Here is a 17,795-nt window from a genome sequence, read left to right as displayed (position 1 = left end):
ATGAATCGACTTGTCATCTACCTGCTCTTCGATAGGGCTGGCGTCGCCGATGCTGGCGTGCTGCACGCCCTTCGCGGCCTGCGCCCGCACGCGAGCGAGCTCTTCGTCGTCGTGAACGGCTCGGTGACCGACGCGTCGCGCGCGTCGCTCGGCGCGGTCGCCGATTCGGTCTTCGAGCGACCCAATGAGGGCTTCGACGTCGGCGGCTACCGTGCGGCGCTCGAGGAGATCGGTGCTGAGCGTCTGGCCACGTTCGATGAGGTGGTCCTCGCGAACTACACGTTCCTCGGCCCCGTCGGCGACTTCGCCGCGACGTTCGAGTGGGCGGATGCGGCGGGGCACGAGGTGTGGGGCGTCACCGAGCACGGCGAGCTCACGCCCGACCCGTACACGCGACGCGGCACGATGCCAGCGCATCTGCAGTCGCACTGGATCGCTGTGCGTCGGAGCGTCGTGGTGAGCGAAGCGTGGGCCGAGTACTGGGCGTCGATGCCGGAGATCCGGTCGTACGACGATTCGGTCAGGAACCACGAGGCTCGGTTCTCGCCATTCTTCGCGGAGCGCGGCTTCTCGGTCGGCGCGCAGTTCCCGGCTGGCAACTTCAGAGTCGACGGGGCCCCGGTCGCCAATCCGAGCCTCGAGACGCCCGTTCTCCTGCTCGAGGCCGGTGCGCCGCTCGTGAAGCGCCGGATCTTCGTCCACGACCCGGTCGAGCTCGACCATCGGGGGGTGTCCGCTCGCGACGTGGCGCTCGATCTCGAGCGGCGCGCGTTCCCCATCGACGTGCTCGTCGAGAGCACGGCCAGGTTCGCGCCGAGCCGCGTGCTGGCCGGGGGAGTCGGGGCGGGGCCCAGGGTCCTGCGGCGCGCATCCACCGCTCTCACGCACGAATGGGTTCGCGACGAGGCGAGCGGCGACGAGTCGGCGACCATCTCGGGGCTCCACCTCCGCATCGTGCGCGGTGACTTCTGGCGCAGGCTGGCGAGCGGTGACACTCGACTCCTCGGCGCCGACCTCGTGCTCGTCGAGTCGGCCGCGGCCGCGTCCCTGGACTCGATGCCTGCGAGCGCCTCGCTGCTCGCCCGCCAGCGTGGGCGCCGGGTCATCTTCGAGCGCGCCGAGCCCCTCGCGTGGGAGTTCGCCGACCATCGATCGCTTGGCATGGTCGTCCCTGTCACACCGCCGATCGGCACGGGGCTGCTCGCCGACGGGTGGCGGGGTGCTCGAGCGAAGGCGGCCGCGCTTGCAGCTTCGCTCGGTGCGGATGCGCCCTTGGACGCGAACTCGCCCGTCGCGCCGTTCGCGGGCTTCGCCGCATACCGGGTGGATGCGCTCCGCGAGCTCGCAGCGGCTCTGGGGGCGCGCGGCTTCGCGGCGCTCGAGACGCGGTTCCCGGACGGTGAGCTCTCGCGGCTGCTCGACCTGCTCGCGAGCCGCCTCGTGCTCGACGCCGGGTTCGCCGTGTCGGAGGCGGAGACCGCCGACGGGCTCGCGAGCGACTACGCGCTCCTGGCCGCGAAGTACGAGGACCTCGTCGCGGACTTCGGCGCTGAGGTGCGGGCGCCGCACCGCTTCGCGCGTGCACGGAGGCCAGGCGGCAGTCGCGTCGCGGGGCTCGCCGCGTCGCTCTTCCGCCGGATGCCGGCGCTCGAGGAGCCGTTGCGACGCCTCGCCGCTGACGCGAAGGGGCTGCTCGCTCGCATCCGCTGAACCCGCTTCGCGGCGCGGCATCAGGTGGCCGTTACCCGCGCCGGGGTACCGTGTCTGCGACTGGAGGTGGCAGATGAGCAACGGCGAGACGCCGCTCGGCGGGCAGTACGACCCCGACGAGCTCGAAGAGCTGGAGAGCCAGGCCGAGCGCCGTGGCACCGGCCGGGGGCTTGTCATCGGCCTGCTCATCGCGGCGGCCGTGGCGATCGCCGCGATCGTGTTCGTGCTCATGAACCCGCTCGGACAGGGCGCGCCTGCCGACAACACGGTGCCCGTGACGACCCTGCCCCAGGCGACCGAGGTCGCCGTTCCCGAGACGCTCATCGTGACGGCGACGCCGGTTCCGACCGTCACCGTGACCGAGACGGCGACGGCGGAGCCGAGCCAGCCGGCCGAGGGTGCTGCCGTGCAGGTCTCCCTCAGCCGCGTCTACTGGGTGCCGGACCAGAGCGTCATCTCGGCTGCAGCCCTCGTCTCGACCACCGACCCGGGCGGAACGTGCACGCTGGTCCTCAAGAACGGTCCGGAGACGTTCGCGGCGACGGCGACGGCGACGGCCCCCACCTCGGCCGACACCGACGCGTCCAGCTGCATCGTGAATCTGCGCGACCCGGCCATCAAGGCCGGCGACTGGTCGGCCGTCATGCAGTACGAGGGCCCAGCTGGCAGCGGTTCCAGTGAGCCGATGACGGTCACCGTCTCCTAGCCGGAGCCCCGGATTTCCGGCCTGACGGCCCGAAATCGTGATTCTGCTCTCTGTGTAGGATGAAGCGCCGCCTGCTTGCGGGCGAACGACTCCACGACCTAGGAAGCTATGCCGCTGACGCTCGACAAGGCCTTTGATCCACGGGCCAACAGCATCGGGTTCCTCCGATGGCTTCTCGCCTTCGCGGTGATCTTCGCGCACGCGGGGCCCCTCGCAGGGTTCTATGGCGGGCACGACCTCGGCACGCAGATCTCCAGCGAGCAGTCCCTCGGCGGTGTCGCGGTCGCAGGGTTCTTCTTCTTCTCCGGCTACCTGATCACGCAGAGCCGCCGCGGGAAGTCGACGATCTTCCGCTTCTTCTGGCGCCGGGCGCTGCGCATCTTCCCGGCCTTCTGGCTGGCCCTGCTGACGACCGCGTTCGTCCTCGCCCCCATCGCCTGGCATCAGGAGACGGGGTCCATGGCCGGCTACTGGGATGCCGACACCGAGTCGCCCTTCACGTACTTCCTGAGCAACATGTGGCTCGAGCTCGGCCAGCGCAACATCGCGGGCATGGGCAGCTCGCTGCCGTTCGCCAGCATCGGCGGATTCGACTGGAACGGGTCGGCGTGGACGCTGTTCTACGAGTTCCGCGCGTACATCATGGTCGGGCTGCTCGGCCTCTTCGGCGTGTTCTCGAACCGGATCGTCGGCGGCATCATCGCGGTCGGCATCATCGGCGTGAACTTCCTCACCTGGAGCGGCTGGGTCGAGATGACCTCGCTCAGCCCGTTCCTCACCAACCCCTTCTACCCGATGTTCTTCGCCCCGTTCGCGTTCGGGATGCTGTTCGCCCTGTTCGGCGACAAGATTCCGATCGATGACCGGCTGGCCGTGCTCGCGCTGGGCATCGCGGGCTTCGCGTACGCGTTCGGCGGCTGGAACATGTGGGGTCAGTACGGACTCATGTACTTCCTGATGTGGTTCGCGATCCGCACGCCGCGGCTCAACAGGTGGGAGAAGCACGGCGATCTCTCGTACGGCATCTACATCTTCGCCTGGCCGCTCATGCAGTTCGGGGCGTACTTCGGCCTGCAGAACGCCGGCTGGTTCGTCTACCACCTCGTCATCGCGCTCGCGGCCCACATCTGCGCGTACATATCCTGGCACCTGATCGAGAGCCCCGCGATGAGTCTCAAGAACTGGACCCCCAAGTGGCTCGCGTGGCTCCTCGAGCGGGGCACCCCGGTGGTGGATGCGGTGAAGCGCCGGATCGTCAACCCCGCCTACTCATCGTCGAACTTCGCCGCGCGTATCCGCGCCGGACGCGTGGAGGTCAGCTCATGACCGCCGTCGGCCCGAGCGGGGTCCGGCCAGACAGCGGCTTCGAGGAACCGAAGTCCGAGACCGGGCGGCTGACCTGGGCGCAGCGGTGGCACCGGGTGCGGCTCATCCCGCTGATCCTGCTGCTCATCGCTGCGATCGTGGCGACGGTCGCGGGGTACCAGACCCGGAACGCCATAGCGATGGAGGAGTTCGTGCCTCCGGCGGAAGCTCCCGAGTCGGAGGCCACGCGACTGCCAGGCGAGCAGTGCCAGCCGGGTCTCGTGGACCCCGTCACCGCCTCTCCGTGGACGGGCGAGGAGCGAGAGGCCAGCGAGGCGGTGTGGAACGAGCACATCGGCTCCGACCCCGATGCCCAGCTCTTCGTCCCTGGGGAGAACGGCTGGGTCTTCTGGGGAGACACGCAGGCGAACAACTTCTCGCAGGCCCTCGGCCGCAGCTTCCTCAGCGACGAGGAGAGCGAGGAATGGGCGAGCTACTTCCGGACCATCGACGAGGGCCTCAGCGCCCAGGGCATCGACTTCGTGATCCAGGTCGTCCCCGCGGACTGGTCGGTGCACCCTGAGCAGCTGCCCGAGTGGGCGCAGGAGCTCCGCGGGCCGACGGCGTTCGACTACCTGGTCGACGCGCATCCCGAACTGCCGCTCGTCGACACCCGTCAGGCGCTGCGCGACGCCTCCGAGGAGGGTGCGGTCTACGCGCCCGGCAACAGTCACTGGTCGCCCTTCGGTGCCGCCATCGGCTGGCAGCAGCTCGCCGGCTGCCTCGGAGCGGTCGACGCGAAGTACCAGGCGCTCGCGCCGCTGGACTACTCGAGCGTCGGGGACATGCCCGTCATCAGCGAGTTCGAGGCCTATGGGTTCCCGACGACGGACACCGGCTGGGGCACGCCGGTGCTGGACCAGGCGCCTCCGAAGATGCAGGCGACGCTCAACGACGGCTCCGTGCTGGAGGTCGACGCGGGCAAGGGGCTCGACATGCTGCAGCTGCCGGCCACAACGGTCACTGAGGGTGCGCAGTCCGACCTGCGCGCCCTGATCGTGCGCGACAGCCAGGGCAACAGCGCCGGACCGACCTGGCAGACCGGCTTCGCCGAGACCAAGCAGGTCACGAGCAACCTCGGCAGCGCCACCGAGCAGATCCCGGATGTGCTCGCCGAGGCGGCCGACTACCAGCCGGACGTCGTGATCTTCGAGATGACGGAGCGATACCTGAACTGGATCCCGGTTCTCCCATCCGAGTAGCACCATGAGCGACAGCGTCGCCTGACGTGTCGCTTCGCTAGCCTTGGGGGAGACCCTAAGGAGCAACGCCATGACGACCTGTCTCATCACCGGGGGAGCCGGATTCATCGGATCCGCCCTCTCCCGCCGCCTGCCCGAGCATTTCGATCGGGTCATCGCCTTCGACAACCTGCACCCGCAGATCCACCCGGTCCCCGAGCGTCCGAGTGAGCTCGATAGCCGCGTGGAGTTCGTGAAGGGCGACGTGACCTCGGCGGCCGACTGGGATGCCCTCCTCGGCGACGTGGATCCGGACGTCATCATCCACCTGGCTGCGGAGACCGGCACCGGGCAGTCGCTGCTGGAGGCCACACGCCACGCGAGCGTGAACGTCGTCGGGACGACAGAGATGCTCGATGCGCTTGTCCGCGCCGACAAGCTGCCGAGCAAGATCGTCCTCTCCTCGAGCCGCGCGGTCTACGGCGAGGGCGCCTGGGTGGACGCCGACGGGGCCGTGAGCTACCCGGGCCAGCGTTCCGCCGCCATGCTCGAGCGCGGCGAGTGGGACTTCCCTGGTCTCTCCGCGCTCCCGTTCGTCTCGTCGAAGGTGGCGCCGTCGCCGACGAGCGTCTACGGGGCCACGAAGCTCGCGCAGGAGCACATCCTCCGCTCGTGGTGCCTGGCGCTCGGGGTCACCGATGTGCTGTTCCGCCTGCAGAACGTGTACGGCCCAGGTCAGTCGCTCATCAATCCGTATACCGGGATCGTGTCGTTCTTCGCGCAGGAGGCAAAGGCCGGTCGCGTCATCCCCGTCTACGAGGACGGTCAGATCATCCGAGACTTCGTCTTCATCGACGACGTGGCCGACGCCATCGTGCGTGGCGCGCTCGAGTCGGACTCCAACGCGGACGCCTACGACATCGGGTCGGGGGAGGGGACATCGATCCTCCACCTCGCGGAGCTCATCGCGGCCCACTACGGCGCGCCTGCGCCGGAGATCAACGGGAAGTTCCGGAACGGCGACGTCCGCCACGCGTCCTGCGAGGTGTCGGAAGCCAGCGCAGCGCTGGGCTGGAGCCCTCAGATCATGGTGGACGAGGGCGTTGGCCTCCTCTGCGACTGGATCGACGCGCAGGGACTCGAACGGGCCGAGTAGGTCGCATATACGGCACAGCGACCGGATTCCCCGGATTGCTCTCCTTGGGCGTGTCGCGACGATCACGGACCTGTCTGGGTCCGTGATCGTTGTGTTTCCGGGCCTCGCGGGGTCAACACTGACACGGATGTTGTTTATGTGACTCGTGTGAAAGTTGGGACGGGTGTGGAGTTCCGTGGCGCATGTATGCATACTTGGAAACTGCTGAGCCTTCTCGGTGCACTCCGTGGATGCCCAGCAACCCAGTCGACCGACGCGTTGGGAACTCATGTTTCGCCGTACTCTTGCCATATTCGCTACCGCAGCGGTAGCAGCCTCCGGGCTCCTCGGGCTGCAGCTCATCGCCTCGAGCCCCACGAGCGGCGGTATCGACACCGCTGCCGCGGCCGACGCCAGCGGTTTCGACCCCGGCAACCTCATCAGTGACGAGAACTTCTACAACGGCAACGCGATGTCCGCGGCCGAGGTCCAGCAGTTCCTCGTCTCGCGCAACGGCTCGTCATCGCCGACGGCGCTGCGCAACTACACGCAGGCGACGCCGTCCATGCCGGCGACGCAGTACTGCTCCGCCTACTCGGGCGCGGGCGGCGGCGAGTCGGCGGCGGACATCATCGCCAAGGTCGGCCAGGCCTGCAACTTCAGCCAGAAGGCCATGCTCGTGCTCCTCGAGAAGGAGCAGAGCCTCGTCTCCATGCAGAGCCCGACCCTCGGTCGCCTCGCGGCGGCGACCGGATTCGGCTGCCCTGACACGGCACCCTGCGACCAGAGCTACGGCGGCTTCTTCTACCAGGTCTACAACGCGGCGCGTCAGTTCCAGAACTACAAGGCAAACCCGTACAGCTTCAACCACATCCCGTTCGCGTCGAACAACGTGCTGTACAACCCCAACTTCTCCTGCGGCTCCTCCGCGGTCTACATCTCGAACTACGCGACGGCTGGCCTCTACAACTACACGCCGTACCAGCCCAACCAGGCTGCGCTGAACAACATGTACGGCGAGGGCGACGGATGCTCCGCCTACGGAAACCGCAACTTCTGGAGCATGTACACCGACTGGTTCGGCGACCCCAAGGGTGCCGTCAGCGTGCCGTGGCTCGTCAAGGCCGAGGGCAGCTCGCAGGTGTACTTCCTCTCCGAGGAGGTCCGCTACCCGGTCACCGCATCCAAGGTCGCCGACTTCGCCTACGCACTCGGCGCCGTCTCGACGGTCCCGGCATCGACGCTCGACAAGTACACGACCGGCGCGAACGTCGGGGAGATCCTCGTCGGCCCGGACAACACGCCGTACTACATCGACGACGGTGTCTTCCGGAAGGTTCGCAACTGGACCGTGGCGGCCGACTTCGGCTACCAGCAGGGCTCGGACCTCGCGAAGATCACGCAGGAGCAGCTCGACAAGTTCAACAACGGCGGAGCGCTCGAGAAGTTCGTCCAGAACACGAGCGGTCAGATCTTCTTCATCGAGGGCACGACCAAGCGCGAGGTCGCCGATATCGCCGAACTCGGCGCCCAGGGCATGTACATCGGCACCACGAAGCTGAAGGACGACAAGATCGACTTCCTCAGCGACGGCGAGCCGTTCCTGACCGGAGGTGCCATCGTCGAGAAGCTCGACGGCTCGGGCAAGGTCGTGCTCGACAGCGACCTCACGGCCCATGCCGTTCCCGCGTCGCTCGCCGACTTCAGCGCGTTCAAGGCGACCGGCACGTTCGGCCCGGCCTACGGCAAGCTCACCCAGGGTGACGCCCTGTCGGCGGAGCCGCTCGTGACCGACGGAACGTCGAGCTACGTGCACACCGACGGCGGCCTCCTGCGGGTGCCGGCGTCGACGTACGGAACTTCGAAGTTCGTCTCCCTCCCGGCCGGCATCATCGGATCGCTCGGCAAGAACGGCTCCGTCCCCGGCGCCCACTTCGTGCAGGAGCGCGGATCCGACACGATCAACCTCGTCGTCGGCGGCGAGCGCGTCGAGTTCTCCTCGAAGAGCGACGCCGAGGCCGAGGCCACGAAGCGCGGCATCTCGAGCACCGTCTACACGGTGCCGAAGGGAACGCTCGACGGCATCGACACCGGCAACGGCATCACCAACGGCGCGCTCATCAAGAGCCCGAACAGCGACACCCTCTACGTGCTCGACGGCGCCCACCTCACCAAGGTGGCCAGCAGCGAGCTCGCCGAGGACTACGGCTTCGGCTCGAGCCCCTACGTCATCACCCAGGCCTCGTTCGACCGCATCCCGGTTCGCGACACGGCCATCACCACCAACCAGTTCCGCTGCGGCGACGACGCCTACGTCGCGACCGAGGGAGAGGCGTACAAGCTGACGCCTGAGCTCGAGGCGGCCTACGGCATCGACTTCCCGGGGATCTCGGCGCAGCTCTGCGGCGTCGTCCCGAACGCCGGCGCCTCGATGACCGAGTTCATCAAGGACGGCAGCGGGAAGATCTTCCTGGTGACGGATGGGGAGAAGCAGCACATCTCGTCCCCGAAGCTCCTCGTCGAGTTCGGCGCCGTCGGCAACGTGATCTCGGTCCCGACCGCGTTCGCCGACCAGATCACGACGGGCGCGCAGCTCACCAAGCTCCCGGCAGGCTGGGGCGAGCCGACGCCGAGCGAGACGGCCACGCCGTCTCCGACGGCAACGGCAACACCCACGGCAACGGCGACGCCGACGGCGACACCCACCGCGACGCCAGAGCCCACGGCAACGGCGACGCCGGAACCGACCGCGACGGCGACCCCGACCACCAGCGCGACGCCAGAGCCCACGAACCCCTCGATCGAGCCCACTCCGACGTCGACGGATGCCCCAGGCACTCCCGAGCCGACGGAGACGGCAGCGCCAGAGCCGGCTGTCCCGCTCACGGCCGGTGAGGTCATCACCAACCGTGCGGGGACCGGTACCTGGATCGTGAACGGCGACGAGCTCCTGCAGGTCGGCTCGCCCGAGGTCGCAGCGCAGCTCGGACTCGACATCGAGAACCCGCGCAGCGTGCCGGACGCGAACTTCGCGGAGTTCGGTGAGAACACCTCACCGCTCTACACCTCGGCCGTCACGGTCGGCGGCGTCTCCTACATCGGAGTCGACGGTGAACTCGTGCCCTTCGCAACCCCGGACCACGCGGCTGCCTTCGGTCTCGATTTCGCGCTCATCTCGCCCGAGGTCGGCGCGGGGCTCACGGTCTCCGCGACCGCCGAGCCGATCACGGACCGGGTCTTCGGCCCTGACGGGACGCTCTACCTCGTGAAGGACGGCGTGCTGCACCCGGTCGACCCGTCACTCGCGACCCCGGTCGTGACCGAGACGGCGACGGCCACCGGGGAGCCGACCGAGACGGCTGCGCCTGAGGCGACGGAAACCGAAGCGGCGACCGCCGACGATGAGCCGACGGACACGAGCCGCCCGGATGCCACCGACGGGGCTACGGCGGAACCGACCGCGACCTCGACCGAGGAGCCCGTCGAGACACCCGCTGAGGCCGCCGAGGCTGACGCTGGAGTCGACGAGACGCCCGCCGCCGAGCCGACCGCGACCACGGAGCCGACCACGTTCCAGCTGTCCCGCGAGCTGTTCTCCACGTTCCGCATCGGAGAGCCGGTCGCCGGCTAGCGCCGGACCGCACGACACGAAGACCCCCGCCGGCGCGAGCGATGCTCACCTGGCGGGGGTCTTCTGTATGAGACGCTCGAGCCGCTCGAGGGCTCGAGCGACAACGCAGAAGACCCCCGCCGAGGCGAGGGTCTTCTGCGTTGGGTGTGCGGCGCGCTACTGGCCGGGGAGCTTCGCGACGATGCGGGCATCCATGGCGAGCACGCCCTCGAGCGCGAACGGGGTGCCTGCGTGCACGCCGAACCGGAACGAGCCGGTGAGGCTGTCGACGGGCGTCGTGCTCTCGTCACGCCACACCTCGGCGTTGACGACGTACTCGCCCGGTGCGAGGGCGAGGCGGTCGAGGTGGAAGTCCATGCTGCCCTGGCCGACCTGCACGGAGTCGGGCTGCCAGCCGAGCTGCTTGCAGGAGGTGCTCCAGATGCGGACGCCCTCGAGCGTCTCGATCGCGATCTTGAAGTTCGGGCGCTCGACGGGGCGCCTCGCCTCGAAGTTGAGGCGGATGGTGGGCGACTCGCCTGTGCGGATCTCGTTGTCGACGGCGCCGCTCTCGCTCACGAGCTCGATCGTGTCGATGTAGAGCTCGCCGCTGCCGTGGCGCTGGCCGCCGCCTTCGATGATCTCGGTGACGTTGCCGGAGTCCCGGTACTTGTCGATGATCGCCGTCGCGGGGCCGACCTCCTGCAGCACGCCCTGCTCGAGCCAGGCGGCGCGGTCGCAGAACTCGCGCATGCCCTCGAGGCCGTGCGAGACGACGACGACGGTGCGGCCGCTCGCCTTGAAGTCGGCGAACTTCGCGCGGCACTTGGCCTGGAAGTCCATATCGCCGACCGCGAGCACCTCGTCGACGAGCAGCACATCCGGTTCCGTGTGGATGGACACGGCGAAGCCGAGACGCACGTACATGCCGCTCGAGTAGTTCTTCACGGGCTGGTCGATGAACTTCTCGATGCCGGAGAAGTCGACGATGGAGTCGAAGCGACTGTCGATCTGCTGCTTCGACATGCCGAGGATCGACCCGTTGAGGTAGACGTTCTCGCGACCCGTGAGCTCGGGGTGGAAGCCGGATCCGACCTCGAGCATCGCGGCGATGCGTCCGCGCGTCGTGATGGTCCCTGAGTTCGGCGACAGGATGCCGGCGATGCACTTGAGGAGCGTCGACTTGCCGGAGCCGTTGCGGCCGAGCAGGCCGAAGGTGCCGCCTTCCGGGACCTGGAAGGTCACGTCGTCGAGGGCCTTGAACTCCTCGTACTTCGCCCGCCCGCCCTTGAGCACCGTCGCCTTCAGCGACTGGTTGCGGTCGTGGTAGATGCGGAAGGTCTTCGAGACGCCGGTGACGTCGACTGCTGTGCCTGCCATTTAGAGCTCCTCCACGATGTTCTTCGAGAACCTGGTGAACACGAGGATGCCGATGCCCAGCATCACGACTGCCCAGACCCCGATGTAGAGCCAGTTCTCGAGTGGCGGCACCTGGTAGTCGTAGACGATGTTCCTGATCGACTCGAGCATGCGCTGCGTCGGGTTGAGCTGGAAGAGGAAGACGAGCGGCCACGGCTCGCCGAAGAGCAGGCTGCCCTCCTCGGTCAGGTTGTCCTGCGCGTTCTGCACCATCTGGAGGGGGAACATGACGCCGGAGGCGTAGAGCCACAGCTGCGTGAGGATGCCCCAGAGGTGCTCGATGTCGCGGAAGTAGACGACGACGACCGAGAGGATGAGGGCGAGTCCGAGCACGAACATGATGATGAGGGCCAGCAGCGGGATCATGAGCGGCAGGTAGGCCAGCACCATGGGGCCGCCGATGAAGCACATGATGAGTGTGATGACCGCGATCTCGATGATGTAGGTCCACGCGTTCGCGAGGATGCGCGAGAGCGGCAGCACCCAGCGCGGGAAGTAGACCTTGCGCAGCAGGTCGGCGCTCGAGACGAGGGACCCCATGCCGCCGTTGACGGAGTTGGAGATGAACCCCCAGCTCACGACGCCGATGCCGATCCACAGCGGGAAGAAGTGCACGCCCGAGTTCGTACCGGGAGGGGCCGAGATCTCGAACAGCAGCCCGAAGACGAGCGAGAACGTCGCGATCTGCGCGAGCGGGTTGATGAGCGACCAGATTCGCCCGAGCGCAGTGCGCTTGTACTCCGACCGGATCTCACGGAGCGTGAGATTGACCAGGAGATTGAACGTGAGACCCCGGGACTGGGACCTCACAGAGACAGGCTTAGACATTGTCCTCCGCACACCTTGTGACGCTGGCCCCACGGAGGGGCCGCCCAAGACTAACACCAGGCTTCGGAGCCGATTCGGAGCCTCGCGGCGCGGCTGCGGAGGGCCGCTCGCGCGAGGTGGGGCGGGTCAGCGACCGGCCCGGAAGTTGCGGTACGCGGCTCGCGAGCGGCTGTAGACCGGGCGAAGCGCGTTGGCGAGTCCGGGCGTCCGGCTCAGCACGAGGCCCTTCGCGCGACCGAGTGGAGACTCGGCCTGCGAGGCGATGTAGCGGCGGACCAGCTCGACCTGCTCGCGGAACAGGCCGGGCAGGCCGGCGGTGATCTCCTGCACCTTGTATTCGAGGAGCGTGTGCGAGATCGCGGCGTTGTGCGTCGTCAGCACCGTGCGGACGTGGAAGCCCTCGCTGATCGCCGAGTAGCCGAGGAGCCGCTCGAGCACGTGCGGGAGCCCGCCATCCGCGTACTGCCCCTCATCCGGGAAGTCGTCCCACGTGAATCCGGCCTGCACGAGCGGGCGCAGCGACTCGGGGCGGGCGATGAACATCGAGCCGAGCGGCGCCAGCGGGCTCGTCTCGTCGAACTCGACGCGCATCCCGAGCCTCGCGGCGAGCTCCTTGGCCGGCTCGAGGTTCGCGAACCAGGCGCGGCCGAGCGTCGGGAAGCCCATGTGGATCATGGGCGGGAAGACCATGCCGAGCGTGGGGTGGTCGACGAAGAGACGGAGCAGGTTCGTCGTGTACCCGGGCGAGTTGAGCAGGTTCTGGAACAGGTGCTCCTTGAAGTGCCGCCCGGAGTTGAAGCCGTTCTGGGGGCTCTTCTTCGAGTGCAGCTTCACGACGATGTCGTAGCGTCCCGACTCGAGCACGTCCTTGCACGTGAGGAGGAACGCCGAGATGTCGCGGCCGCGGTTGGAGCCGACGATGCGCACGTCGTCGTCCGGGCGGCCGAGCTCCACGAGCCGCTCCTGGATCGCGGTCTGCTTGTCGGCGTTCGCGGTCGTCACGACGAGGTCGTAGCCGCCGGGGATCGTGTTCGCGAGGTCGACGATCTCGTCGATCATCTCCTCGTAGAAGACGTGCGCGATGACGACCACGCGGAGGTCGCTCGGGTCGGCGCCGCCCAGGTCGACGTCCGGCATGATCTCGAGGAGGGCCGCGTTCGTGTTCAGGATGCGCGGCTTGGCCGTCGTGCCGATGTCCTGCCAGAGCAGGTCCAGCGGGTAGTGCTTCTCTTCGAGCTGCTCGAGCACGCGCTTGCCGATGATGGCGAGCTCATCCAGGTAGATGGGGTCGTGGAAGAAGAAGCGCCGCTTGACGATGGGGCACCCGTCGGCGATGAGCACGTCGGCGAGGTTGAAGATCGGGTGCTGGTCGCCGTAGTGGGCCGACGCGTACGCGACCCACGAGGAGAAGCCGGCCGACTCGAAGTAGTGCGTGAAGCGCGCCTCGTGGAGCATGACGGAGTCGTCGTAGGAGTCGATGCGGGGCATGTCGTCCCAGTAGGAGCGCCAGGCGTCCGAGGTGAACATGCTGCGGCGCACGCCGATCCAGTGCGACTGGATGTGGCGGTGCATGACGCCGGTCATCGTGATGGGGTTCGGCACCACGGCGGCGTGGTCGGTGATGCCCCAGAAGTCGACGGTCTTCGCGTCGGCCTCTTCGAGGAGCGGTGCGAACGAGCCGATGGGCCCGTAGAAGGTGTAGTTGGCGAGGATGAGCTCGTCGTAGTCGCGGAGCCGGTCCGACCCGAACTCGCGGAGCGCGTCGCGGTACGCCCAGACGTCGTAGCCGACGTTCTCGCGCTCCCACACCGTGTCGGCGACGGCTTCGAGGCGTCGACGCGAGTCGGTGGTGAGGGGAGAGTTGGACACCACGAAGATGTGCTCGGCGTGGGCGCGCAGCTCGCGCAGGCAGTGCTCGACGTAGCCGCCGACGTGACCCTGCTTGTCGTAGACGAGGAAAAATACCACTCGACGCATGAGGTTGGCGTCCTTTGCTCTGCTCACGGCGACCCCGGCTGGAGTCTGTCGGGGCCGGGCGCCGGTGGGCGCCAGCCGATCCCCCATGCTACAGCGGGGTAGCCTTGGCCCATGAAAATCGTCATGACCATGATGGTTCGCGACGAGGCCGACATCATCGCGGCCGTCGTGGAGCATTCGCTCGCTCAGGGCATCGACCACCTCATCGTCACCGACAACGCGTCGGTCGATGGAACCCGCGAGATCCTCGAGCAGTACGAGGCGAAGGGGGTCATGACGCTCCTGCACGATCCCGAGCACAGGAAGCAGCAGGCACAGGTCGTGACGCGCATGGCTCGCTCGGCGCACTCCGAGCACGGTGCCGACTGGGTCATCAACGGCGATGCCGACGAGTTCGTCTTCGCGCGCGACCGTTCGCTGACGGTGCGGCAGGCGCTCGAGCACTACAGCCACGACCTCACCACGTTCCGGGTTCCCGTCGTGAACATGGTCGGCTCGTTCGGGCGCGAAGGCAGCGGGCTCGCCCGCCTCCGCTTCCGGGACGAGCGCTCCATTGAGGAGCTGAACCGCGCCGGGGTATTCGCGCATCCGACGCCAAACGCCATCCACGTGGGTTCGGACGAGGTCGAGGTCGCGCACGGCAACCACTTCGTCTCCCTCGAGCAGCACGGGGACGTGCCGGAGGGCTTCGAGCTCGAGGTGCTGCACGTGCCGTGGCGTTCCTGGTCGCAGTTCGAGCGCAAGACGGTCGCGATGGCCCTCGGCTTCGAGGCGAACCCGGGGCTCCGCCCGAGCGCGAACCACCATGGCATGCGCGACTGGCGCCGCTACAAGGCGGGCGTGCTCGAGGACTTCTTCGCGCTGCGCATGCCGACGACGTCCGAGCTCGCCGACGGCGGCTACGTCGAGGACACGTCCATCATCGACGCCCTGCGCGCCATCGGCGACGCGGCCGTGGTCCCCGCGCAGCTCTCGGCGGTGCTGGATGACGGCCACGACGAGGTCTACTCGGACGAGCAGCTGCTCCGCCTCCGCGAGCGGGCCGCGCTGTTTCAGAAGTACGACGACGTCGCTCACGAGGAGGTGCGTCTGCTTCGCGAGGAGGTCGACGAGCGCAACTCGACGCTGTACCAGCGCGAGCTGGACCTCGTGAGCCTGCGGACGGCGTACAACGAGCTGGGGCAGCGCGAGGCCGAGGCGCAGACGAAGCTGTACGAGCTGCAGCTGCGTGAGGACCGCACGGCGGCCGCCGAGCACAGTGCGGCGGATGCTCGTGCACAGGCGGCGCGGCTCGGCGCCGAGCTGCTCGGAGTCCGCCAGCAGCTGCAGGCGTTCGAGCAGATGCCGGCGGTCAAGCTCGAGCGGAAGGCGCGCCGCGCGGCGAAGTCGGTGCTCCGGCGCTGACCGTCAGGACTGAGAAGGGGCGCGCCGTCGAGTGATCGACGGCGCGCCCCTTCGGCGTCGTGGGTCAGGCGCCGGCGCGGGCCGCCATGAACGACTGGACGGCGCTCGCGTCGCCGTAGACCTCTTTCGAGTCATACGGACGGTCTGGGAACGCGCCGTACTTCAGGGAGATGTCGAGGCCGTTCTCCGTGATGAACCGCTCGACGTGCTCGCCGAGCGAGACAGGGACGCCGGAGCCCACGTTGACGACGCCGCGCAGCTCATCCTGGAGGGCGACGGCCGCGATCTGCCTGCCGAGCTCCTCGACGTGGATGAAGTCGAACTTCGCCGTGCCGGAGGTGAACGGGAACTCGGTCTTGCCAGCGTCCGCAGCCTCGAGGAGCTTCGTGAAGATGGACTGGTTGTTCCGGTCGTCTCCGTAGATGTAGTACGCGCGCAGCCACTGCAGCGTGACCTTCTCGTCGAACGCGAGGAACGTCGACTTCCGCAGCGCGTCTTTGGCGATGCCGTAGAGCGACAGCGGGTTGGTCGGCGTCTCGGCGGTGATCGCACCCTCGTGCCTGCCGACCTCGTGCATGGTGCCGAGCACGGCGAGGCGCTGGACGCCCGCTTCGACCGCCGAGTTCAGGAACCTGAAGTGATCGGACAGCTTGAGCATGTGCACGGGGGAGTTGTGGGCGAAGCCCGCCTCCCAGGCAAGGTGGATGACCGCGGTCGGCGCGGGCTGGAGGACGCTCGAGTAGTCGGCGTCGCTGCTCAGGAGGTCGAGCTCGACGACCGTCGCATCGGGGTTGACCTTGGCGGCGCCACCGGGCCGGACGACGGCGACGACGTCTGCGTCCTCGGCGAGCAGCGCGTTCACGACGTGGCGCCCGATGTACCCCCCAGCGCCGGTCACCAGCACCCGTTGGCGTTCTGTCATGACGTTCCTTTCGACAAGGCCCTCACTCTAACGGAGCACGAAGATCGGCATCCGAGGCCAGCAAGGGCGGCACACGTTCCGTGCCATGATGTTTGCTGCGGTGGACGAGGCGGCGCAGGACGCGCGGCCGCTTGCAAAAGAGGAGACGCATGACGAGGACGACAGCCAGCGTGGTCAGGCCTGCTCCTGGTGCATCCAGGCTCCCGGACTGGACCAGGCGGGACTGGGTCTGGGTCGTGGTGGTCTTCCTCGTGGTCACGGTCTGGACGTGGTTCCGGATCCCGCTGCCGGATCACGACGTGGTCTGGGCTGAGGACGGGGTCATCTTCCTCAAGGAGCAGATCGAGCGGGGAACGCTTGCGACGCTCCTGCATCCGTACGCCGGCTACCAGCACTTCCTGCCGAGGGTCTTCAGCGCAGCTGTCGTCGAGTGGGTCCCCCTCGAGTCCTACAACCGCGCCGTCTTCACGGTCTGCGTCGTCTTCGCCGGGCTCACGGCCGCCGCGACCTACCGGCTCACTCGGGGCATCATCCGCTGGATCCCGGGCCGTGTGCTCATGTCGCTCGTCCCCGTGGCAGTGCCGCTGCTGAGCCTCGAGATCATCGGCAACTTCGCCGATCTCCACACGTACTGCCTTTGGCTCGCGGCGTGGGTCGCGCTCTCGAAGCCCGCGAGCAAGATCGAGGGCGTCCTCTGGGGAGTCGTCGCGCTCATCGCCTGTCTCACCGAGGTGCAGGCGCTGCTCGTCGTGCCGCTCGTGGTCGTGCGCCTCTTCTGGGACCGCAGCATCCCCGTCCTCGCGATCGCGGCCGGGACGCTCATCGGCGTGGGAACGCAGATGTTCTCCTGGCTCACGACGCCGCGCCCCATCAAGGAGGGCGTCGAGATCGGCATCCCAGACGTCGTGGTCGGCTGGCTGGTGAACGCCGTCCTCCCGATCTGGAACGGGCACCGCGAGACGAACTCGATCCTCCTGGCCGAGTACGGGTGGAAGATCCTGGCACTCGCCGTGCTGCCGTTCGTGCTCGCGACCCTGGCTGCCCTCGTCTTCGACAAGGGATACCAGCGATTCGCGCTCTGCGGGCTGCTCTTCATCTCGGCGGCGTCCTTCGGCGGGTCCCTTCTCGTGAACCCGCACGAGTCGTTCCAGTACGCGCGGTTCGTGGGCCCCGAGTGGTTCCTCGTGCCCATCGACCTCAGGTACGGCGCGGCCGCGGCTCTGTTCGTGCTCGCCGCGCTGCCGTTCGCGGCGTCCTCGCTCGTGATGCGCTTCAGCCCGAGGTTCCCGGTCCTGTCGCGCACGGTCGTGCTGGTCCTCTCGACCGTCGTCCTGGGCTACATCGCGATCCAGGGGCCGGAGGTGGCCTCGGCGAAGACGATGGCGAAGCCGTGGAGCGCGCAGGTCGCGGCGGCGGTCGTCGCCTGCGAGGCCGCACCGGAGTCGAGCTACACCTTCGAGAGCGCGCCAGGCATCAGGTACTTCGACCTCTCCTGCTCAGACGTGCTCGAGCGCGCCACGCTCAGGCCGTGATCTTCG

At 68.0% G+C, this 17,795-nt stretch carries 12 protein-coding genes; 8 read left to right on the top strand and 4 right to left on the bottom strand.

The genetic code is table 11. The features are described from left to right. From F8O03_RS11985 to F8O03_RS18270, 6 genes are all read left to right on the top strand, one after another. The gene (locus F8O03_RS11985) at positions 1 to 1,710 is read left to right on the top strand and encodes a rhamnan synthesis F family protein (protein WP_151424073.1); all 1,710 of its coding nucleotides are present in this window, start codon (positions 1 to 3) and stop codon (positions 1,708 to 1,710) included. A gap of 73 nt (positions 1,711 to 1,783) precedes the next feature. Beyond that, on the top strand, positions 1,784 to 2,416 hold the full coding sequence (locus tag F8O03_RS11980) for a hypothetical protein (protein ID WP_151424072.1): 633 nt from the start codon (positions 1,784 to 1,786) through the stop codon (positions 2,414 to 2,416). Between the two features lie 108 nt (positions 2,417 to 2,524). Then, complete coding sequence (locus F8O03_RS11975) at positions 2,525 to 3,742, top strand: acyltransferase family protein (protein ID WP_151424071.1); 1,218 nt, start codon at positions 2,525 to 2,527, stop codon at positions 3,740 to 3,742. Then, positions 3,739 to 4,983, top strand: coding sequence for an alginate O-acetyltransferase AlgX-related protein (locus tag F8O03_RS11970; protein ID WP_151424070.1), 1,245 nt, complete (start codon positions 3,739 to 3,741; stop codon positions 4,981 to 4,983). Before F8O03_RS11975 ends, F8O03_RS11970 begins: the two co-directional genes overlap by 4 nt. Positions 4,984 to 5,053: 70 nt before the next feature. Further along, complete coding sequence (locus tag F8O03_RS11965; RefSeq protein ID WP_151424069.1) at positions 5,054 to 6,118, top strand: NAD-dependent epimerase/dehydratase family protein; 1,065 nt, start codon at positions 5,054 to 5,056, stop codon at positions 6,116 to 6,118. Positions 6,119 to 6,386: 268 nt separating this feature from the next. Then, positions 6,387 to 9,728, top strand: coding sequence for a hypothetical protein (locus F8O03_RS18270; RefSeq protein ID WP_208851864.1), 3,342 nt, complete (start codon positions 6,387 to 6,389; stop codon positions 9,726 to 9,728). 156 nt (positions 9,729 to 9,884) lie between these two features. On the opposite strand, the gene F8O03_RS11960 is transcribed toward F8O03_RS18270, so the two are convergent. The 3 genes from F8O03_RS11960 to F8O03_RS11950 all read right to left on the bottom strand — a co-directional run bounded on the left by F8O03_RS11960 (position 9,885) and on the right by F8O03_RS11950 (position 13,958). Continuing rightward, positions 9,885 to 11,087: an ABC transporter ATP-binding protein gene (locus F8O03_RS11960; protein WP_208851863.1), complete on the bottom strand. Its 1,203-nt coding sequence runs from the start codon at positions 11,085 to 11,087 to the stop codon at positions 9,885 to 9,887. Beyond that, complete coding sequence (locus F8O03_RS11955; RefSeq protein ID WP_167516557.1) at positions 11,088 to 11,936, bottom strand: ABC transporter permease; 849 nt, start codon at positions 11,934 to 11,936, stop codon at positions 11,088 to 11,090. Between the two features lie 144 nt (positions 11,937 to 12,080). Next, positions 12,081 to 13,958, bottom strand: a complete 1,878-nt coding sequence (locus F8O03_RS11950) for a rhamnan synthesis F family protein (protein ID WP_208851862.1) — start codon at positions 13,956 to 13,958, stop codon at positions 12,081 to 12,083. An 84-nt stretch (positions 13,959 to 14,042) separates the two neighbouring features. Between F8O03_RS11950 and F8O03_RS11945 the strand changes: the two genes are divergently transcribed. After that, on the top strand, positions 14,043 to 15,335 hold the full coding sequence (locus F8O03_RS11945; RefSeq protein ID WP_208851861.1) for a glycosyltransferase family 2 protein: 1,293 nt from the start codon (positions 14,043 to 14,045) through the stop codon (positions 15,333 to 15,335). Between the two features lie 64 nt (positions 15,336 to 15,399). Here the strand turns inward: F8O03_RS11945 and F8O03_RS11940 are convergent, their stop codons facing one another. Next, positions 15,400 to 16,257, bottom strand: coding sequence for an NAD-dependent epimerase/dehydratase family protein (locus tag F8O03_RS11940; RefSeq protein WP_151424067.1), 858 nt, complete (start codon positions 16,255 to 16,257; stop codon positions 15,400 to 15,402). A 149-nt stretch (positions 16,258 to 16,406) separates the two neighbouring features. Between F8O03_RS11940 and F8O03_RS11935 the strand changes: the two genes are divergently transcribed. After that, positions 16,407 to 17,789 carry a hypothetical protein gene (locus F8O03_RS11935; RefSeq protein ID WP_151424066.1) on the top strand — a complete coding sequence of 461 codons (1,383 nt, stop codon included), beginning with the start codon at positions 16,407 to 16,409 and terminating at the stop codon, positions 17,787 to 17,789. Positions 17,790 to 17,795 lie beyond the last annotated feature (6 nt).

The sequence above is a fragment of the Pseudoclavibacter terrae genome, assembly GCF_008831075.1.
GTDB lineage: Bacteria > Actinomycetota > Actinomycetes > Actinomycetales > Microbacteriaceae > Pseudoclavibacter > Pseudoclavibacter terrae.
This window is presented reverse-complemented; position numbering and strand designations above follow the sequence as displayed.